The sequence below is a fragment of the Nostoc linckia z4 genome (assembly GCF_002608075.1).
Lineage (GTDB): Bacteria > Cyanobacteriota > Cyanobacteriia > Cyanobacteriales > Nostocaceae > Nostoc > Nostoc linckia.
Map to the genome: position 1 here is coordinate 1 of NZ_LAHA01000091.1, position 21,448 is coordinate 21,448.

The 21,448-nt window shown below is 42.9% G+C and carries 13 protein-coding genes; 10 read left to right on the forward strand and 3 right to left on the reverse strand.

The genetic code is table 11. From position 1 onward, the window contains the following. Positions 1-49 precede the first annotated feature (49 nt). From VF06_RS43450 to VF06_RS36345, 3 genes are all read right to left on the reverse strand, one after another. Positions 50-5,371 (reverse strand): NHLP family bacteriocin export ABC transporter peptidase/permease/ATPase subunit, encoded by a 5,322-nt coding sequence (locus tag VF06_RS43450; RefSeq protein ID WP_306419452.1) that lies wholly within the window; start codon positions 5,369-5,371, stop codon positions 50-52. 17 nt (positions 5,372-5,388) lie between these two features. Then, positions 5,389-6,828 (reverse strand): NHLP bacteriocin system secretion protein, encoded by a 1,440-nt coding sequence (locus VF06_RS36340; RefSeq protein WP_099068694.1) that lies wholly within the window; start codon positions 6,826-6,828, stop codon positions 5,389-5,391. Between the two features lie 583 nt (positions 6,829-7,411). After that, positions 7,412-7,948: a P-loop NTPase family protein gene (locus VF06_RS36345; protein ID WP_099068695.1), complete on the reverse strand. Its 537-nt coding sequence runs from the start codon at positions 7,946-7,948 to the stop codon at positions 7,412-7,414. Positions 7,949-8,292: 344 nt separating this feature from the next. Here VF06_RS36345 and VF06_RS36350 point away from each other — a divergent pair, with 344 nt between their 5' ends. The 10 genes from VF06_RS36350 (at position 8,293) to VF06_RS36400 (ending at position 21,330) form a co-directional block, all read left to right on the forward strand. Next, positions 8,293-8,916, forward strand: a complete 624-nt coding sequence (locus VF06_RS36350; RefSeq protein ID WP_099068696.1) for an adenylate kinase family protein — start codon at positions 8,293-8,295, stop codon at positions 8,914-8,916. 252 nt (positions 8,917-9,168) lie between these two features. Further along, positions 9,169-9,915: a ribonuclease PH gene (rph, locus tag VF06_RS36355; protein ID WP_099068697.1), complete on the forward strand. Its 747-nt coding sequence runs from the start codon at positions 9,169-9,171 to the stop codon at positions 9,913-9,915. Between the two features lie 625 nt (positions 9,916-10,540). Further along, a complete protein-coding gene (locus VF06_RS36360; protein WP_099068698.1) occupies positions 10,541-12,547 on the forward strand; it encodes a hypothetical protein in 2,007 nt (668 codons plus the stop codon). A gap of 664 nt (positions 12,548-13,211) precedes the next feature. Beyond that, positions 13,212-13,934 carry a 6-phosphogluconolactonase gene (gene pgl / locus VF06_RS36365; protein WP_099068699.1) on the forward strand — a complete coding sequence of 241 codons (723 nt, stop codon included), beginning with the start codon at positions 13,212-13,214 and terminating at the stop codon, positions 13,932-13,934. A gap of 435 nt (positions 13,935-14,369) precedes the next feature. Further along, a complete protein-coding gene (locus tag VF06_RS36375) occupies positions 14,370-15,248 on the forward strand; it encodes an FHA domain-containing protein (protein WP_099068702.1) in 879 nt (292 codons plus the stop codon). A gap of 622 nt (positions 15,249-15,870) precedes the next feature. Then, positions 15,871-16,608, forward strand: coding sequence for a M50 family metallopeptidase (locus VF06_RS36380; protein ID WP_099068703.1), 738 nt, complete (start codon positions 15,871-15,873; stop codon positions 16,606-16,608). Between the two features lie 23 nt (positions 16,609-16,631). After that, complete coding sequence (locus VF06_RS43230; protein ID WP_257208158.1) at positions 16,632-17,030, forward strand: hypothetical protein; 399 nt, start codon at positions 16,632-16,634, stop codon at positions 17,028-17,030. Then, positions 16,915-19,848 carry a UPF0182 family protein gene (locus VF06_RS36390; RefSeq protein ID WP_244918052.1) on the forward strand — a complete coding sequence of 978 codons (2,934 nt, stop codon included), beginning with the start codon at positions 16,915-16,917 and terminating at the stop codon, positions 19,846-19,848. The genes VF06_RS43230 and VF06_RS36390 overlap by 116 nt, the downstream gene beginning before the upstream one ends. Before the next feature lie 31 nt (positions 19,849-19,879). Next, positions 19,880-20,056, forward strand: coding sequence for a hypothetical protein (locus tag VF06_RS41745; protein ID WP_180267628.1), 177 nt, complete (start codon positions 19,880-19,882; stop codon positions 20,054-20,056). 326 nt (positions 20,057-20,382) lie between these two features. Then, positions 20,383-21,330 (forward strand): NAD-dependent epimerase/dehydratase family protein, encoded by a 948-nt coding sequence (locus VF06_RS36400; protein WP_099068706.1) that lies wholly within the window; start codon positions 20,383-20,385, stop codon positions 21,328-21,330. Positions 21,331-21,448: the final 118 nt, after the last annotated feature.

Genomic DNA, 21,448 nt, shown 5'->3' on the forward strand with positions numbered 1-21,448 from the left:
CCATGCCCCATGCCCKATGCCCCATGCCCCATGCCCCATGCCCCATGCCCTAAATCAATTGCCGCAACATCAGTTGTGCAAATAGTCCTGGTTGATTTGCTAAATCAGTGAAATTACCTTGTTGTACTATCTTGCCACCATCAAGGACGTAGATTCGGTGAGCATTTTGGATGGTACTGAGACGATGAGCGATCGCAATTCTCGTGACTTTTAACTGCTCTAAGCTTTGACTAACAATTGCTTGGGTTCTATTATCTAATGCACTAGTGGCTTCATCAAATAGCAAAATTCGCGGTTTGAATGCTAAAGCCCTAGCAATTAACAAGCGTTGGCGTTGTCCGCCAGAAAGATTAGTACCTCCTTCACTGACTACTGTATGCATCTGCATGGGCATTGCTGCAATATCATCTGCTAAACCTGCCATTTGTGCTGCTTGCCAAGCTTCATCCATCGTCAGTATTGCGCCACTGGCAATGTTCTCAAAAATAGAGGCTGACATCAAGCGGCTATTTTGCATCACAACACCCAATTGGCGGCGCACAGCAGGAATGTCCAAACAAGCCAAGTTTTGTTCGTCGTAGTAAATTGTGCCAGCTTTGGGTAATTCAAAACCCAAAAGTAATCTCAATAATGTTGATTTACCGCTACCAGAAGGGCCGACAATGGCAATAAATTCTCCTGGTTGGGCACGGATGCTGACATTATCCAACGTGAAGCCCCCATCGTCGCGGTAGCGGAAGCTTACCCGGTCTACAACTAATTTACCCGATAGTCTTCCGGGATCTGTTTGAGTGAAATCCCTTTCTAGTTCTCCTTGGAGAATTGGCTGTGCCCTTTGCCATAAGGGTAAGACTTGTAAAACTTCCACTACTACACTGCTTAAATTAGTAACTCCGTTGATAAATGTGCCAAAAGCCACATTAAAGGCTAAAAATGTGCCAGTGGATAAATTAGTTGTTCCTGGGGTTTGGGGTTGTGCAATTAAGGTTGTAGCAAACCAGAAAATAGCAGCAGTTGTTAACACTGGTAACACTTGATTGATGACTGCGACTCCATCTTCAATGCTTTGGGTACTCAGCATTAGTTTTAGTTGTTCGGTATACTTTTTACCCCAATAAGCAAAAGCGCGGGCTTCAGCTTTGGCAATTCGCAGTTTGGCAACTCCATCAATTAACTGCACCATCACGCCAAAGATTTGTCCTTCTTGTTCTAGTAGCGGGCGGACTTTCTGGAGTATGAGTATACCAGAAATAATCGTGACGGTGGTGTTCAGCGCTGCCACCGCACAAGCTATCAAAGCCAAGGAAACATTGTAGTAAAACAATAATCCCAAATTCAGCAGTGAAAACAGACTCGAAAAAATAGTTTTGATTATTGTATTACCGAGTCTTTGGCGAATTTGACTAATGGCTGTGACTCTAGAATTCAAGTCGCCAACCGAGAAGGAGCGAAAAAAGGTAGGCTTTAAATTCAACAATCGATCCCACACTGCGGCTTCAGTGGAAGAATCAGCAAAGGTTTCCAGGCGAATAGTAGCAAATCCTAGTGCTAATTGAAACATCATTCCGCCAAAGGCAGCAGCCACTAAACCGATAGTAATTTGGCTCAATAACCCGCGATTGGCATCAGGGATGGCTTTGTCTATCAGGATAGCTGTAGCTTGAGGGGTCAGCATTCCTAACAAACTGATGGTAATTGACATTACTAAAACTAAAATTAGTTCTTTGTCATGTCCTTGGATGGCAAACTTCAGTAAATCAAAAGTTTTCAGCTGTTTATTTGGTAAAGGGCGATAAAATACGTAGGCGTTGGGAGCTAAAACTGCTGCAACGCGGGCATCCACAGAGATGCAAGTTTGTTGCCCAGGTACGTAGAGTTGGTAACGAGTATCAGATATTGGTAACAATGCCACTGGCAGATTTTTATCAAGGGTAAATGCCAACATTGCCCCGCAGTCCTTTTGCCACCAATTGTTTGGTAACTGTATTTGGCGCACCCGAATGCGGGAAGCGCGGGCGATCGCTTTCACAGGATCTTGCATTCCATTAAAATCTTCTGAGGCAGCTGGGGGACGAATTTCAATACCCAATGTCCGTCCTACAGCACCAGCAGCAACTAATAAAGCTCGATTTGGGTCAACAGCATTATCAACAGTACTTAACCTATTTGATTTTGACGGCAACACAGATGCCAACTCTGTTAGCGTCTGCTGCATTACTCTGCACTCAAGACTTTCCCTGGCTTGAAATCTCAGTAACTCTGCATTCATTTCCTGCCGTTGCAATAGTTCAACACAATGGAGAAAATAAGTTTGTAGTCGAGATAAACCCGATAACAGCAAATCTAAATCTGGAATTTCTCCAGTGCTAAGAGTTTGCACCTCAACAGTTTCACTCGCCTCTAGCCACATATTTGGATGTAAAGGTAATATTCCAGAATTGGGAGTCAACAGCAAATTCTCAAACCCCATCCATTTAGCGCTTCCTTCGAGGATTTTTACCCACAATACATAACCTTGGGGTTGGAAGATTTGGTTTTTGGCTAAGGAATAGCAATCAATTTCTGAAGATAATATTGGTGTGGTTGGTGTAATGATGCCAGCAATTACCGAACTGCATTGAGAAATCCAGCCTTCTATTAAAGCTAGCGCTTGTCTTTTAGCCCCAATAAACAGCTGATTAAATTCATCTCTCGATACTTTTAAAAGTTCCGTTTCTTCCAGGAACACAGCTAAAATTTTGTACTGTTTGCCATCCAAACTGAGTACAGTACCAAACATCGCCTGTCCCACTTCGATACTAAATAAATAGCGACGACTTCCTTCGAGAATGCCATCATTGAGAGCAATGGCAAATAGCCCCAAGTAACCAGATTTTACCACCCAAATTGTCTGCGGATCGTCTAATGATAGGGATTCATTGGTCTGAAAGCGATGATATTCTCCTTGGTTGAGGAGAGATGAGGGGGACGAGGAAGACAAGGAAGACAAGGAAGACAAGGAAGACAAGGAAGACAAGGAAGAATTTTCTCCCCCATCTCCCCATCTCCCCATCTCCCCATCTCCCCATCTCCCCATCTCCCCATCCCCGTCACTGCGAATCAACTGTAAATACAGTCCCTCAACCTGCTGTAATTCTTCATGGGTTCCCCGTTGGACTATTTTGCCGCCATCAAGGACAATGATTTCATCGCAATCTCGAATGGTGGAAAGTCGATGCGCTACGATGATGCAAGTGCAACCGCGCAAACGCAGATTGCGAGTGACGATTTTTTCGGTTTCAGCATCCAAAGCACTAGTAGCTTCATCCATGACTAGGATACTGGGATTATTTACTAAAGCACGGGCAATTTCTAAGCGTTGGCGCTGACCGCCACTTAAATTAGTTGCACCTTCTAACAAATCAGCACCATAGCCTCCTGGTAGAGAAAGAATCACATCATGGAGTGCAGCATCTTCACAAGCTCGCACTAGATGAGTGTCGGGTATGGTAGTATCCCAAAGTGTTAAGTTGTCTCTGACACTGCCAGCAAATAATAAAATTTCTTGCTCCACCGCAGAGATAGAATTCGCTAATACTTGGCGGTGAATTTGCTCTTTAGGTTTGCCATCAAACAAAATTTCTCCTTGCCACGGTTGGTACAGTCCGCATAAAAGTTTGGCAATGGTAGACTTACCAGAACCACTCCCACCCACTAAAGCTACTCGCTGTCCTGGCTGGAGTGAAAGATTAAAGTTTTCAATTAGCGGTGGAGTAATTTGGTTATAACCAAATGTAACATCGCGTAATTCAACATATCCCCGGAGTTTCGTAAGAGGGTAGAAGGATGAAGCGGATAAGGAAGACAAGGAAGAATTTTCTCCCCCATCTCCCCATCTCCCCATCTCCCCATCTCCCCCATCTCCCTCCCCCCTGCCTCTTTCCCCCAGTTGCGAATCAATGGGGTTTTGCAACACATCATCGAGGCGAGTTAGATTTCCTTCCATCTCTTGTAGGTCGCTTCCCAGGTTGACGAGGTTTGTTATCGGCTGGAAAAAACTTTGCATTAAAGCCATAAAGGCTATTAACATGCCGATGCTGATGGTACCATCCATGACTCGCAAACCGCCCACGGCTAAAAGTAACATGGAAGCGATCGCTGACAAGAAATCTGGTAAAACTCCTAATGTCTGGTTTGTTGTTTCTAATTCCTGTTTGGTGTTGATGGCTTTGGCATAGTAACCCGCCCACCGAGAAAAAAAATCTGACTCTAATCCTGAGGCTTTGATTGTTTCTATACTTTGGAGGCCAGAAATTCCCACACCGCTAACTTTTCCGTATTCCTGCATCAGTCTGGTGTTGGCATCCACCCGCCGCCCTCTTACCCACTGTAAGGCGGCGAGGTTAACAGCAACAAAGGCAATGGCAATTAAGGTCAACACCACGTCATATTGCAGCATCACTAGTACATACAGAAATATTGACGCTGCTGCGATCGCAGTTGTAGCTAATTGACCAGAAAGCATATTGGCGATACTATCATTGAGTTGCACTCGGCTGGTGATTTCCCCTGCAAACCGCTGGTCATAAAAACTCATGGGTAGGCGAAGAATATGCCACAGAAATTTACTCTTCATACCCACTGACAATTTAATTTTCAACTGACGCAAAAACTGTAACTGTACCAGAGTCAAAAATGCTTTGAGTCCAGCTGTGAAAATCATCCCTAAAATTAACGGACGCAACCATTCATCCCGCTGTTCAATTAATACGTTGTCTACAAATATCTGGGAGAATGCAGGTATGGCCAATCCAGGAATCACTAGCAAAAATCCCGCCACCACACAGTAAAGTAATGCCCCAATGGAACCTCGGAGTCGCGACCACAAAGCAAGGATAGTGCTGGGTTTACGTCCCCCCCGTTGGAACTCGGAACTCGGTTCTAAAAGCAGTACGATACCAGTGTAAGCACCGCTAAATTCTTCAACAGAAACACTGCGCCGTCCAGTAGCCGGGTCATTGAGATAAACTCGCTGTTTGCCAAATCCCTCCACCACCAGAAAATGATTAAATTTCCAAAATACAATGAAGGGAAATTTTAATTCAGATAAAGTAGCCAAGTTAACTTTATAGCTCTTAGCAATTAATTTATAGTTTCTGGCAGCCTTCAAAATATTTAAAGCGCTAACTCCATCCCGCGATACACCGCAGGCTTGGCGCAGTTCTGTCAACGGCACAATTAGACCATAGTAAGCCAAAATAATCCCCAAAGCAGCAGCGCCACATTCTACTACTTCCATTTGCAGCAGCGTCGGAGTAGGACACCGCTTGTTTTTAATCTTTAGTAGGCTTTGGAAATTTTGCCACAGCAGCATAAAAAGTGGGATTATCATTTGGGGCTACCCTACTTTCAATAAACCCCAGTCCAAGATCGCAAAATTGGCAGGATAAATGTAATGGGGGCACGTTCTTCGACGGTAACTTGTACAGAGGTCGTAGTTCCAGAAGTTACTTTCATTGCCGGCCCTTGGGAAGAAGACCATTTATAGCCGCTGACTGTGGAAGGGTCTAGTTGCAGTCCGGCGTTAATGAGAATCTGCGGCCCTTGTGACATTAAGTCTTGGACGAATTCGGAATTGCCTACTACGCTTAATGCAGCTTCTTTGGTTACAGGAAATGCTGAAACATTTGTGACGTTACCAATGATGCCACCGAAACGTGGTTTTTGTACCGTAGTAGGTGTAATTTGTAACTTCATTCCTGGTTGAATTTGCTTGCCATCACCAACGGGAAAAAATGCCACAGTTTCCAGTTTAGCTGATGGCTTTTGTGCGGCGATCGCTCCTATGGGTGTACCCTGTAAAACAACCTGCCCCGGTGTTGCTGAAATTTCTAAAACACGTCCGGAGTAAGTACTTTTAATTAAGCTGTTGGTCGATAATTGCAATACTAATTGGGTAATGTCCCGCCGCACTTCTTCAATTTCTTTTTTGCGTGTGGTTACAGCTTCTAAGTCTTGTTGGGCTAATGTGGCTTCTTTACTATCTAGTTGCTTTAACTGGGTTTCTAAATCTTTAATGGAGTTGAGATTTTCTAGATATTGGCGTTGTGCGTCTGCTTCTTTAACATCTAGTTGCTTGAGTTGGGATTCGGCTTCGTTAATTTGTCTAACAGCATTTAAATAATCTTGCTGTGATTGTAGTACTGTATCACCAGAGATTGCTCCCTCTTGTAATAATCGCTGGCGGTTGTCTAATCTTTGTTTAAAAGTCGGTAGCAGTTCCCGCAAAGATTGTAGGCTTTGTATTTGGTTGGCGCGATCGCGTTGAATAGAGTGTAGCCCTTTTTCTCTTAAAATCGGCGTTAGCTTTTGTACTGTTTGAAGATTTTGCTGTAAAGATTGGCGTTGTTGTTGAAGTGCCTGCCGGTCTGCATTTTGCCGGAGTCGTTGCAGCAAGTTAGCTTCTCGATCTTCTTGCTGTAGTTGCTCTAATTTAGAACGTACTAATTGTAGCTGTTTGGTGAGTTCGCTTTGGTCTAGGGTTGCTAACACATCTCCTCTGTTTACAAAGTCGCCTACCCGCACGTTAACCGTTCGCAATCTGCCAGCAATGGGTGACTGAAATGAAGTAACTGTGCTGGGATAAACTATAATCCCAGTACCAGTAACCGTAATGGGAATTCGACCTAAAAAACTCCAAGTCAACCCAGTCACCACCAAGGAACCAACAGCAATTAAAGGTAGCCACCTTTTTGGGCTGACTACCTGCATAATTCGATCTAATTCTTCAGGTGAAGAAGCACGTTCTAAAGCTTCTTTACGGAATAGGTTACTTTTTTGGCTAGTCACCGAATACCATCCCAATTTATATGGGAGTCAAAAGAAGGAACAATTTACAAGCCCCTTCGAGGCCAAAACAGGCACTCTTGTGGGTGGCTTAAATTTTCAGGGTTTACCTGTTGCCCGTTAAGAGATAAAGATTCAGAGTCAAATTTTAACAGCTTAAACCATATTTCTACTGAATTACTAGGATACCTCGAACTGAGTTTTTTTGTTTAGGGAACTCCAGAAAATAAATTATTCCGGTTCCCGTCATTGACTGTTAACTGTCAACCGTCAACAGTCAACAGTTAACAATTAACAATAGACCTGCCTTAAAAATAGGGCATTGGGCATTGGGCATTGGGCATGAGAATATTGATTTTTATTGTTCTTTGTGAGCGCAGCTAATGGAGTAAGAGTGCAATCAATTGCTTTTTGGACTCTTGTGGTCAAAGGGATACATCTTTATTGGGGAAAGGGAAAATACCAAACCTTTCCCCGGTTGGTGAGCTTGTCGAACCATTACCCTTCCCCTTTTCCCTACTTCTCTTAGAAGTCTAATCTTCTGTGGAATATTTTTTTACTTGTAAGTCCCTGATTTGGCAGTCCCTTAGGGTCGATGACTGCGGCGGATTTCTGTAATTTGATCTGCCACATCCAACAGAGATTTCGGCATCTCTGGCCCTGTGAAAATGATATCGACATGGGGAGGACGTTTTGCCAGGAATGCTAAAACTTCAGTTTCCGGAATTAAACCAAAGTCCATCGCTAAACTTAATTCATCTAAAACTACGAGAGAATACTTGCCTTCATTTACTATCTGTTGTGTATATTGCCACAAGTTTTTCAGAGCTTGGTTTTCTGTTTCGTCGAGATGTGGTGTATCAATACAACGAGGTAAATCACAGCGAATCCAATCTAGATTTTGTCCTAGTTGTATTGGTCGTTCGTGTCCTTGACGGATACCTCCTTTGAGGAACTGCACTATTAATACTGGCGTGCCTTGTCCAGCAATTCTCAATGCTTGAGCCATCACACTCGTAAAAAAATTTCTATGAGAACTAGTAAAAACTTGTATTAGTCCTTCAACTGGATATGGTAATGTAACGGTTGAATTTATACTCGGTGTTTCTAGTTGGCCGACCATAGGTAAAGTTCAAAAATTTACAATATTTTACAGACTATTACTTAAGATTAGTGATTAGGAATCTACTTGTATAATCAATCTATTTTTCACAGGTGGAGTGGTTTGGGCAATTTGCATTCTTAGTCAAACACTACCTTTGTGTTGAAGTCAAGAGTTATTTGGATTTAATTTTTAGTTTGGGATCGGAAATTTTTAGTAAAAATGATAACAAATAAGTTACAGTTACAATCACTTAAAAAAGCTAGAATTAGCGGCTGAAAGTCTCCAGATATGGGTTTTTCTGATTATTTACATTCACCAGACTTGTAAAGTAGTAAATTTGACACAATGAGGAGTGAATTTTTGTGAGATTAGTGATTCTGGGAGGTTCGGGATCGGGTAAAAGTACTCAAGCACAAAGGCTTTGCAGATATTTTGACATTCCTCTGATTTCCACAGGTGAGATTTTACGAGAAGCCATATCTGGTGGCAAGTCGTTGCCGAACTTCCAATGGTCGCCAACCGATTCCCGGACTTATGTTTCTGTTTACAACAGCCTGAATGAATTAGGCCACCATGCACGTCCATACGTAGAAAAAGGAGAATTAGTTCCAGACGAAATGATTATTGAATTGATCGGAATTCGTCTCAGACAACCAGATATTAACTGCACTTGGGTATTGGAGGGCTATCCCCGCACTGCTTTTCAAGCCGAAGAATTAGATTTTTTATTGGATAATTTAGGACAAAAACTCGATTGGGCGATTTATCTACAAGTTCCAGAAGCAGTTATGGTTAGCCGATCCTTGGGGCGATCGCTACCAGACGACCAGCCAGAAATCGTACAACGCCGTATAGAATTATTTTACGATCGCACCATCCCCATCCTAGAATATTACGACCGCCGTCGCCGCCTGTTAACCATCAACGGCGACCAGTCACCGGAAATGGTGCAGCAAAATATTTTGACTCTGCTTTCTGTTCCCTAAAGATGGATTGGGGAGGTGGGGAGGTGGGGAGATGGGGAATAGAGGGGTAGGGGAGATGAGAGACAAGGGAGACAAGGGAGACAAGGGAGACAAGGGAGACAAGGGAGACAAGGGAGACAAGGGAGACAAGGAGAATAAATCCTGATTTTCCAGTCAACTGTCATCAGTCAACACTCACCAATCCCCATGCCCAATGCCCTACTAAGGTAACCTTAAGGCAGTATTCCATTTAAAAATCTTGAGGCAAATCCAATGGCTTGGCAGCGTCCAGATGGTCGTCTTCCCTACGAACTACGTCCGTTAAGTTTTTACCCTAATTTTACTCGCTTTGCTCCCGGTTCTGTTCTGGCAAAATGCGGCGATACTCAAGTACTTTGTACTGTCAGTGTCAATAAGGGAGTTCCTAAGTTTCTGGAAGGAACAGGTAAGGGCTGGTTAACTGCTGAGTACCGAATGCTACCATCTGCTACACAACAACGCCAAGAACGAGAATTATTGAAGTTATCTGGACGGACGCAGGAAATTCAGCGTTTAATCGGGCGCAGTTTACGCGCAGCATTGGATTTTGAAGCGTTGGGAGAACATACGCTGATTGTGGATGCTGATGTGTTACAAGCAGATGCGGGAACTAGAACCACAGCGATTACAGGTTCTTTTGTAGCTTTGGCTCATGCCATTTCTAAATTATTGGAGCAGGGAACCTTGCAGCGATCGCCCCTATGCGGACAGGTAGCAGCCGTTTCTGTAGGGTTACTAGAAAAAGAGGCGTTTTTAGATTTAAATTATATAGAAGATGTAGCTGCAACAGTAGACTTTAATGTGGTGATGAATCAACATCTGGAAATTATTGAAGTCCAAGGTACTGCTGAAGAAGGTAGCTTTAGCCGGGATCAGTTGAATCAGCTTTTAGATGTGGCTCAAAAAGGAATTGAGCAATTGTTAATCGCTCAACGCGAAGCGATCGCTGACTGGGAAAAGCTATTTGTGGGTGATTTTTAATATAGTAGGAAACAGGCAATAGGCAATAGACAAGAGGGGACTTCCAAAGAATAAATTAATCAACAAAAACTAGGAAGCCTCCTTTAGAGAATAATAATAATCATTTTTCTAGGGAAGAGAAAGGGGTTGCGACGGCAACTCCTTTTTCCTCTTTTGTAGAGTTAGTGAGACGGTCTACTTGCTTTTCAAGAGCAGACATAGCTTTCTTGGTAACCTTAACCTTGCCTCTTAATAATAATTATCATTCTTGTAAATGGTGATTTTATTGCTTGAAAGTCGCCGATCTGTTTGCAGACTTAATAAAATCACTTTTTTGTAATTAACAATACTTTATTTGACATCTACCAAAAGAAAGAGTTATCAACGAAAAAGTTAATTGCTGGCAGAAACACTCGCAAATCACTAAATTTTTCTTTTGCAAGTTATTCTGCGTAAAACTACTGAACTTTTGTCTTTCCGAAACAGTTACTTCATGCTCAGTAACATCATAGTTGCCAGTTTTACTAGCAGTGTGAATCCAAAACTCAATTATTTTCAAAGGCCCTTTAGCTTTTAATCAGCCATAACTAGGTCAGTTTATTAGTTTGACGGTAATAAAGTTCAAATAATCGAAGGCGTATTCCAAATGACTGAAAACATCGTTCTTAATAACTCAAGCACTGAATCAGCAAAAATAACCAAGATAGAGGTTGGTAAACCGCTCAAAAAAGGTGAACAATTAGTATCTCCCAATGGAAATTTTTTTGTTGAACTGACCGACGCCACCGGATTAGCTATGCGAGATGCCCAAGGAAAGACGCTTTGGGTTTTAGACGTTACTCCCACATGGGCAGTAGATCGCTTAGAAATGCAGAGTGACAAGAACTTGGTTCTGTATACAGCTACAGGAAAAGCGTTATGGGCTGCAAATATCAGTTCTGCTGGAGTGTATGGCAGCGAGTGTTGTGTGCTTGATAATGATGGAAAACTGGTCGTTTCCAACTGGGGTGGATCTTTGTGGTCTTTGGATGAGGCAGAAAAAATTGTTCAAAATCCGTCTGAGGGCTATCTCAAAGGACAAGAAGCTCTTTTGCCAAAAGATGCTTCTGGCAATCCCTATCAGCCAGGAAGTAGACCAGGAGAAAGAACTGTGATTGAGGTTGGTAAACCGCTCAAAAAAGGCGAACGATTAGTATCTACCAATGGAAAGTTTTTTGTTGAACTGACTGACGCCACCGGATTAGCTGTGCGAGATGCCCAAGGAAAGACGCTTTGGGTTTTAGAGGTTACTCCCACATGGGCAGTAGATCGCTTAGAAATGCAGAGTGACAAGAACTTGGTTCTGTATACAGCTACAGGAAAAGCGTTATGGGCTGCAAATATCAGTTCTGCTGGACTGAGTGACAACGCATCTTGTGTGCTTGATAATAATGGAAAACTGGTCGTTTCCAACAGGGGTGGCTCTTTGTGGTCTTTGGATGAGGCAGAAAATATTCTTTTGGCTCCGTCTGATGACTATCTGAAGGGACAAGAAGCTCTTCTGCCAAAAGATGCTTCTGGCGATCCCTATCAACCAGGAAGTAAACCAGGAGAAATAACTGTGATTGAGGTTGGCAAACCACTCAAAAAAGGTGAACGATTAGTATCTACCAATGGAAAGTTTTTTGTTGAACTGAACACCACGGCTGGATTATTCATGCGAGATGTCAAAGGAGAAATACTTTGGTCTTTAAATATTCCTTTGCCCTCAGATGTCGATCGCTTAGAAATGCAGAGTGACAAGAACTTGGTTCTGTATACAGCTACAGGAAAAGCGTTATGGGCTGCAAATATTGATTCTGCTGGAGTGAGTGGCAGCGAGCGTTGTGTGCTTGATAATGATGGACAACTGGTCGTTTCCAACTGGGGTGGATTTTTGTGGTCTTCACAAGGAGCAGGGGGCATTGCTACGACTAACAACTATACTAATTATCTTAAAGAGCAAGCAGCTCTTCGCTTAAATAAAAACAGAATTAAGGTTGGCCAATTACTTCAAAAAGGTGAGCGATTAGTATCTGCTAATGGAAAGTTTTTTGTTGAACTGACTGACGCGACCACTGGATTAGCCACGCGAGATATTGAAGGAAAGATGCTTTGGGTTTTAGAGATTGACTTGGAAAAAGTCAAAATTCATCGAGAAAAACTCAAAATCGATCTGGAAAAACTCACAGCAGATGAAATAGATTATGTGTTCAAGGTTCGAGAAAATAAGGAACTAATTAATTCATTGAACAAGGAACTGATTAATTCATTGGAAGTAGATGTTTTAACAATGAACCATGACCATAATTTGGTTCTGTATGCAAATAGATATCACCAAAATGTTTTATGGTCTACAAATATTAATTCTGGTAGAAGTAAGTGTACGTCTTGTATGCTTGACAACAATGGAAACTTATTAATTTTCAATTTGGATGGAATTCTTTGGTCTTCACACGAAGCAAAAAATATTGTTCAAAATCCATCTGAAAATTATCTTCAAAACCAGAAAACTCTTCTTCAGCGCAATGGTGAGCTTTTGAAAGAACTACAGGATCTGAAGATAAAAATGGATAAGTGGAATCATTCTCATGGCATCACACACAATGAATTTATTGACATTTCACGCGACTAAGTAAAAGTATCTAGATTTTACCTGACGCTTTTTTATCAATTTAGGCAAAGAATATCCTGAAACCATTGTTTTGCCAAATTCACCCCAAAACCAGCTAAAAGCTAAAACACGCGGGGAAATTTAACGCTTGTATCCTGAGAATAAAACTGTCCCGATCGGACAGTTTTATTTAGCTTTATTTTGTTAATCTAATCAGAGGAAAAAGAGAAAAAATCAAACAAAAGAGATCGATATCCACAGGAGCTTTGGCATCAAGACTGATATGTAAAACGCTTTTATCATCTAAAGCTCATTGATGATAAAAGTGCTAGTTGCTCAAAAATTGCATCAATGATTTTATAAAATTTTGTTAATTTTTGCTAAAATTTTCCATCTACCGTCAATCAAACAAGTATTAAGTAACTGGATGTTAATAAAATATAATCATGACAGTAGTTAATAGTTAGTACGAGCGAAGGCGATCGAAGGCATCTAAGTTTATTCAAGCTCAACTCTCGTGTGATAAATCATACAACGAGGGCAGAAAAATATTTCCTTTCCAGTTATCAGTCAACAGTCAACAGTCAACCGTCAACGCTATGTTAAATGTTTCAAAAGTTAAAAAGGAGGATTGTAAGAAGTTAGTTATTGTATTGCTGGAAGGCAGCAATATGATGATAAAGCTATGAACAAAACGGTTGAAGTTCTACCGGATCAGTCAGCGCTAGTTGCAAGGGCGCTAGAATTAATTTTGTCGAAGTTAGAAACTGCCATTGAGCAACGGGGGCGATTTACCATCGCTTTATCAGGCGGTAGCACACCTAAGCCGTTATATGAAGCGATGGCCAATCAAAAATTGCCTTGGGATAAAATTCACGTATTCTGGGGAGATGAACGTTACGTACCACCAGATCATCCCGATAGCAATGAACTGATGACGCGTCGTGCATGGCTAAATCATGTTGATATCCCAGCTGCTAACATTCACCCAGTACCGACTTTAGAAGCTGACCCAGCCGAAGCTGCTGCTAAGTATGAACAGCATCTAAAAGAATTTTTTAATTCTTCTGGGGCGGAGTTTCCAGTGTTAGATGTAATATTACTGGGGATGGGTGATGATGCACATACCGCATCTTTGTTTCCCCATACAGAGGCACTGAAAGTACGCGATCGCTTGGTCACTGTGGGCAACAAAAACGAAAGCCAGCGGATAACTTTTACATACCCCTTCATTAATTCTGCTCGCAGCGTGATTTTTCTGGTTGCCGGTGCTAACAAAATACCAGCTTTGGCGCAAGTCTTTGCACCCGTAGCCGATGACTCCACTTACCCATCCCGTTTAATTCAGCCCCAAGGGGAACTTTGGTGGCTTCTCGATGCCGCAGCAGGTTCAGAACTCCAAACTTAAGCAAAGGGGGGCATGGGGCAAAGGGCAAAGGGCAAAGGGCAAAGGGCATGGGGATGGGGCATGGGGTAAAGGGCATGGGGCAAAGGGCAAAGAGGAAAAGAAAGATCCTTCCTTTTACCTTTCCCCTTTTACCTTTCCCCTTTTACCTTTCCCCTTTCCCCTTTAACCTTTCCCCTTTCCCCTTTCCCCTTTAACCTTTCCCCTTTCCCCTTTCCCCAAGGCGTTGCCATCTCCCCGTAATTGCTAGAATCGAAAGCTAAGGCCGCCCCTGGAGCTTGCCAGTCCTGAACTATGACGCTTTTAAGTTGCACAGTCGCTATTCATGAAGTTTGTTGAACGTCAACAGTCAACAACCAACACGAAAAGATGTGCTGCGTTAGATGTAAGGACAGCTTACTTTATTTTTATGATGATCTTGAACAAAGGCTAAAATCGATGATCGTCTGCCCTAATTGCAATCATCCCAATCCTGACGGTGCTGTTCAGTGTGAAGCTTGTTATACCCCGTTACCAGCAACTACTCACTGTCCCAGTTGTGGGGCAACAGTGCAAGCTGATGCTGCATTCTGTGGTCAGTGTGGTTATAACTTGCATTCCTCAACAGTTCCACACGTTCATGCCCCAGTGGCTGCAACTGTGACTCCCAATGTCTCTGTGGAAGTACCGCCGTTAGTTACACCCGATCCCCTTGTGGAACTTTTACAACCAGATGCCTTGGGAATTAGCGGCTCTGGGAACTCCCATCCTCCTACTACCTCATCTTTACCACCTACAGCGGTGGCGGCTCCTCCAGTAACTCCACCACAGCCATCTGTTACAGAAAACAGCCCCCCAACACCACCACCAACTGTTGCGGCTCAACCTGTGGTATCTAGCCAAGGTATTCCCACACCGCCACCCTTGGAACCGACACCAGCGCCAGAAGCTGAAGTACCCCCACCAGTGGCACCACCAACGGTAACTGCTGCCAGAACGCAATTGCAACAGGTGAATGCGCGGCTAGTCCACGTTCAAACGGATAGGTTGATTGAATTACCGCACAATCTTTCTGTGATTCATATCGGCAAGCCTAATGACCGGATTCCTCCAGATATTGATGTTTCAGGATTTCCCAATTCAGAAATTGTCTCCCGCATTCATGCAGATATTCGCGTCGAAGGTGACGCTCACTATGTAGAAGACGTGGGAAGTTCCAATGGCACTTACATTAATAATTTGCCTTTATTACCGGGAAATCGTCACCGATTACGACCGGGCGATCGCATTAGTTTAGGCAAAGGAGACTTGATGACATTCCTGTTTCAACTTGCTTAACTGATTTTCGAGCAATGGTGACATCAGTCTTAGTATTTTCTGTCCATCCTCCGGCATTTATTTTGGAGGAGAAACAAAGCAACGGCATCAGACAAGTAATGGATAACTATGTTGTTCAGTTTATGTAATTAAATGCTGTGTACTAACTCCCCTTTATGGGGAGTATTATTCATTTTAATAATGTTGTTATATTTGCAGTCTCAAAAGCCATAGCACTGGCATAGCGATCGCTTTTTACCTCTAAACAAAATTCAGTCAATAATATATAAATCACTAACTAGAAAGACAAAAATAAATTTAACTGTATGAATCAAGTTGAAGATAGCTTAAAATCTCTATTATGCTGACTTGTAAGTAGGGAACAGGGAACAGAGAACAGAGAACAGGGAACAGATAAGAACTACTTACAGTTTTAAATTTTGGATTGGAGATTGAAGGGAGAATCTAAAATCTAAAATCCTTCAACTGAGCGCTTCCAGCAAAGTCAAAAATCTAAAACAAAAATCTAAAATTAAATAAGTGCCGATTGTTCGGTGGAGAAAATCTATCTTGAAAAGTTTAGCTCGCCGGAAGCTGGTGCTCTAACTTTTCACAAAATCTAAAATCTAAACTTGAGTTATTTATGAAGGAACGTAGTAACAATTCTGAAAACTTGCTGACAACTGAAGCTCCGCCGGTTGTTGAACGTATGGGGCTAAAATGGCTAATTGCAGCAGCGATCGCCACTGCTTTATTGTGGCAAGTTCCCGGAGGAGATTATATCTTATACCCATTTACAATCTTGGCAACTTGGTTTCATGAAATGGGTCATGGCTTAATGGCACTCCTATTAGGAGGACAGTTTCAGAAATTGCAGATTTTTAGCGATGGTTCCGGTGTTGCAACCTATGGTATTCGCTCATCATTCGGGCCAATCGGCCCGGCTTTGGTTGCAGCCGCAGGGCCAATGGGGCCTCCTATTGCCGGTGCAGCCTTGATTCTAGCTTCCCGCAGTTTTAAAGCAGCTTCCTGGAGTTTGAAAATTTTAGGGGGTTTTTTGTTATTTTCTACATTAATTTGGGTGCGCTCTTGGTTTGGGTTGGTGGCAATTCCCTTGTTGGGTTTAATCATTTTGGCTATTGCCCTGAAAGCACCTCGTTGGGTACAAGGGTTTACCATTCAATTTTTGGGCGTACAAGCTTGTATAAGTACATACCACCAACTAGATTATTTATTTAGTAGCTCTGCTGGTTACCTGGGACTTTCAGATACAGCACAAATGCAGCGATACTTGCTTTTACCTTATTGGTTTTGGGGCGGGTTAATGGCCGTTGCATCTGCGGTAATTTTAGTCCAAAGTCTCCGCGTTGCCTATCGGTGAAAGGGAGTGGGGAGGTAGGGGAGATGGGGAGATGGGGAGATGGGGAGATGGGGAGATGGGGAGATGGGGAGATGGGGAGATGGGGAGATGGGGAGATGGGGGAGACAAGRRAGAAAGATTGCTACCTTGTCTACCTTGTCCTCTTCCCATGCCCCATGCCCCATGCCCAATGCCCCATGCCCAATGCCCCATGCCCAGTCCCTTGTTATATTATTAAATTGGCTTTGCAGATAGTTTGGCTGCCACAGAATGTTCTGGAAATGGAGCTTGAGATTATTTATCGTATTCCTGGGGTTCTGGTTACTCCTGGATTTGGTGTCCCGCCTGGGAGCAGAAATTTTTTGGTTTCAAGAAGTCGGCTACTTGCAGGTATTTCTAGTCAGGCTAGTGACTCGTGGTATTTTGTGGGTGGTGGTGGCTAGTATCAGTGCTGCTTATCTACTGGTCAACCTTGGTATTGCACAACGACTGAAGCATCCCCGGTCTTTGAATCTTGAGCCACCACAACAAGAGAGTGTATTCCAAAACTTTCTCAGCCGCGATTATGCCAGAAGCGATCGCACTTTAATACCCCAAGTACAAGGCTTAAAACCATTAAAATTACGCTGGCTATTACCCTTAGCTGTCATACTGAGCTTGTTGACAGGGTTAATGGTAATTCACTACGGTCAAATTGCTATTTCTTACTGGCATTCTCCAGTTGATGACGCCAGTTTACCCATTCCCGCTTCATTCCGAGCGGATAGGATCTGGCAACTTTTAAACCAGATTGTCTCTCAAATTTGGTATCTGGGCTTAATTTTTGGGGGAGCGATCGCTATTTTAATTTTTCCAGGGTTTTTACTCACGGCGATCGCTATTGTCTTTAGTGCCATTTTTGGGTTGGTACTATTCCAAAATTGGGCAAAGGTACTTCTATATTTGCACCCTACTTCTTTTAACAGCACTGAGCCTTTATTTGGTCGCGATATCAGCTTCTACATATTTTCCTTACCGTTTTGGCAACTGCTAGAACTGTGGCTGATGGGATTATTTTTGTATGGTTTTGTGGCCGTGGCTTTGATTTATCTGCTGTCGGCTGACAGTTTGAGTCAAGGAATTTTCCCTGGTTTTTCCCAAAAGCAGCAGCACCATTTGTACGGTATGGGTGGTTTGTTAATGCTGTTGGTAGCTTTGAGTTACTGGCTAAGTCGCTATGAACTGGTATACTCCACCGATGGAGTTAGTTATGGTGCAGGTTACACCGACGTTACAACTTTCTTGCCAGCTTACACCACTTTATCTGTTGTGGCTGTTGGCATCGCCTGTTATTTGCTTTGGCAAACATTGTTCTGGAAACCCAAATCTCAATATCGCCGTTTGGTGTTTTATGGATTAGGCGTTTATTTACTACTAGTTCCAATCACTGGGTTTGTTTTGCCCACTGTGGTGCAATATTTAATTGTCGAACCCAATGAATTACAAAGAGAGCAACCTTACATCCAGCGTACCATCGCCTTGACTCGCCAAGCATTCAATTTAGATGCCATCGATGCTAAATCCTTCAACCCCCAAGGAACATTAACAGAAGCTGATATTCAAAAAAATGACTTGACAATTCGCAATATCCGCCTTTGGGATGAGCGACCGTTATTAGAAACCAACCGTCAGTTACAACAAATTCGCCCATACTATCGATTCCCTGATGCCGATATCGATCGCTATACTTTAAAAACAGAGGCAACTTCAGATTCCCCTACACTAACCGCAAAACAGGAAGTAGTTGAAGGGGGAGAACGGCGTCAAGTATTAATTGCTGCACGAGAATTAGACTACACTGCCGTACCGCAGCAAGCTCAAACCTGGGTTAACCGCCATCTCATTTATACCCACGGTTTCGGATTTACTGTCAGTCCAGTAAATACAGTGGGTGTGGGTGGGCTACCAGAATATTTTGTCAAAGATATTAGCGGCGATAATAGCGCCCTCACAACTTCCAGTGTAGGCATTCGTGAAAGTATTCCCATTGGAAAACCCCGGATTTATTACGGTGAAATCACGAATAGTTATGTGATGACGGGCACAAGAGTTAGAGAATTAGACTATCCCAGTGGTAGTGAAAATGTTTATAACTCCTACGATGGACAAGGTGGGATTAAAATCGGTTCGCTATGGCGGCGCTGGCTATTTGCCAACTATTTGAAAGATTGGCAGATGGTTTTGACGCGGGACTTTTTACCAGACACAAAAGTGCTATTGCGGCGGAATATCAAGCAAAGAATTCAGGCGATCGCACCTTTTTTACAATTTGACAGCGATCCTTATCTAGTCAGTGCTGACGCAAATCGTAACAATAGCGATCCAGACTATCCAAATGGTAAAAGTTTCCTTTACTGGATTGTGGATGCCTACACAACAAGCGATCGCTATCCATACTCAGACACCGCTAACGAAGGTATTAATTATATCCGTAACTCTGTCAAGGTAGTGGTTGATGCCTACCACGGCATCGTTAACTTTTACATTGCCGATCGCAGCGATCCAATAGTAGCCAGTTGGTCAAGGATATTTCCTAATACCTTCAAACCCCTCAGCGCCATGCCTGTGACTCTCCGCAATCATATCCGCTATCCTGAAGACTTATTTAGAATTCAATCTGAGCGGTTAATGACCTACCACATGACCGACCCCCAGGTATTTTACAACCGGGAAGACCAGTGGCAGATTCCTAACGAAATCTACGGCAGCGAAGCCCGTCAGGTGGAGCCTTATTATTTGATAACTGGTTTACCCACCGTACCCTTTGAAGAATTTATTTTGTTTTTGCCCTACACTCCCAAACAACGCACTAATTTAATCGCTTGGTTTGCAGCGCGATCCGATAGCGTAAATTACGGAAAATTATTGTTATATATCTTTCCCAAAGAAAAATTAATCTACGGTCCAGAGCAAATCGAAGCGCGAATCAACCAAGACCCAGTAATTTCACAGCAAATATCCCTGTGGAATCGCCAAGGTTCCAGAGCTATTCAAGGAAATTTACTAGTAATTCCCATTGAACAATCGCTGTTATACGTCGAGCCAATTTATCTAGAAGCCACACAGAACAGCTTACCAACTTTGGTGCGAGTAGTTGTAGCTTACGAAAACCGAATTGTAATGGCACAAACACTAGAACAAGCATTACAAGGAATCTTTCAACCAGAAGTCACACCACCTGCTGCAATTATCCGTCCAGTGGAAGAAGGAAATCCCCAGTGAAGAGGAAGTGGGGGCGTTGCTGAATAATGAGATGATTGAGGCTGAGGCGGGGACGGGGAGACACGGGGACGCGGGGACACGGGGACGCGGGGACATGGAGACGGGGGGACAAGGAGACGGGGAGACATGGAGACGCGGGGACACGGGGACGCGGGGACGCGGGGAAGTGGGGACGCGGGGACACGGAGACACGGGGATTACGTCTTGATGCAAATTGGACTTACGCAAAAACTCTCTGAAACTCTTATTTCTCCGTGTCCTCTGCGTCCTCTGTGGTTAGATTTTCCGTTCCCTGTGCGTAAGTTCTGGCAAATTCTCAAATAATTCCGCAATGGGAGCAACGCCGAAGTGGGGAGCTTTCAAACTAAATAAATATACTGAAAAATTTGAAATAAAATTATTTTCTAAGTATTTTTAATGAATTTTATTCCTAGAAATAAGTGATAAAAATCTCTTGTTAAGTAATGACGATTATTGGTTATAAGTATTAATCTGTGAATGTAGAGATTAATTAAAATATCAAAAAATAGGCAAATGGGTAAAATTATCGTCACTGGGGTTGCTGGTTTTATTGGTTCTCATCTAACAGAAACGTTGCTGCAACAAGGAGAAGAAGTTATTGGAATTGATGAATTCAATGATTATTACGACCCTATATTAAAGTATAAAAATATTGCACATTTGAATGGAGTGCCTGGGTTTAGATTAATTGAAGCAGATATTCAGTTTTTAGATTGGCACAAACTCCTCGAAGATGTTGATGTAGTTTATCACCAAGCGGCACAAGCAGGTGTAAGGGCGAGTTGGGGTAAAGGTTTTGCAAGTTACACACAACGAAATATTAACGCTACACAAATTTTGCTAGAAGCAGCTAAAGATGCTAAAAATCTCAAAAGGCTAGTGTTTGCTTCTTCGTCGAGTGTATATGGTGATGCAGAAACGTTACCCACCCATGAAGGTATTTGTCCGCAGCCGGTTTCTCCCTATGGGATTACGAAGCTAGCGGGTGAGTTTTTGTGTACCCTGTATTATAAAAATTTTGGCGTGCCATGTGTATCATTGCGCTATTTCACAGTTTATGGGCCGAGACAGCGCCCAGATATGGCATTTCATAAATTTTTTAAATCCATTTTACAGGATGAGGGAATTCCCATTTACGGCGATGGAAAGCAAACGCGGGAATTTACTTATGTTAGTGATATTATCGCCGCTAATTTAGCAGCCGCGATCGCACCCCAAGCAGTGGGAGAAATTTTTAATATCGGCGGTGGTAGTCGGGTAGTTTTAGCTGAAGTGCTGGATACAATTGAACAAATCGTTGGCAAACCAATCAAAAGAAATCATATAGAAAAAGCAATGGGAGATGCTCGTCACACTGCTGCTGATATCTCTAAAGCCCAGAAACTTTTGGGATATCAGCCGCAAGTCTCCCTCACAGAGGGTTTAACACAGGAATGGCAATGGATTAAATCTTTGTATTAGACTTCTTTTTGCAAGAGGGGGAAAGGGAAAAGGKKAAAGGGAAAAGGGAAAGGGGAAAAGGGGAAAGGGAAAAGGGAAAGGGGAAAAGGGAAAGGGGAAAAGGGGAAAGGGAAAAGGG

Bases quoted from the DNA above. Each gene is read 5' to 3' on its own strand.
- VF06_RS36400 (WP_099068706.1), top strand. From the start codon at position 20,383: ATGGGTAAAATTATCGTCACTGGGGTTGCTGGTTTTATTGGTTCTCAT.
- pgl (WP_099068699.1), top strand. From the start codon at position 13,212: ATGAACAAAACGGTTGAAGTTCTACCGGATCAGTCAGCGCTAGTTGCA.
- VF06_RS36345 (WP_099068695.1), bottom strand. From the start codon at position 7,948: ATGGTCGGCCAACTAGAAACACCGAGTATAAATTCAACCGTTACATTA.
- VF06_RS36360 (WP_099068698.1), top strand. From the start codon at position 10,541: ATGACTGAAAACATCGTTCTTAATAACTCAAGCACTGAATCAGCAAAA.
- VF06_RS36380 (WP_099068703.1), top strand. From the start codon at position 15,871: ATGAAGGAACGTAGTAACAATTCTGAAAACTTGCTGACAACTGAAGCT.
- VF06_RS41745 (WP_180267628.1), top strand. From the start codon at position 19,880: ATGATTGAGGCTGAGGCGGGGACGGGGAGACACGGGGACGCGGGGACA.
- rph (WP_099068697.1), top strand. From the start codon at position 9,169: ATGGCTTGGCAGCGTCCAGATGGTCGTCTTCCCTACGAACTACGTCCG.
- VF06_RS43450 (WP_306419452.1), bottom strand. From the start codon at position 5,371: ATGATAATCCCACTTTTTATGCTGCTGTGGCAAAATTTCCAAAGCCTA.
- VF06_RS36375 (WP_099068702.1), top strand. From the start codon at position 14,370: ATGATCGTCTGCCCTAATTGCAATCATCCCAATCCTGACGGTGCTGTT.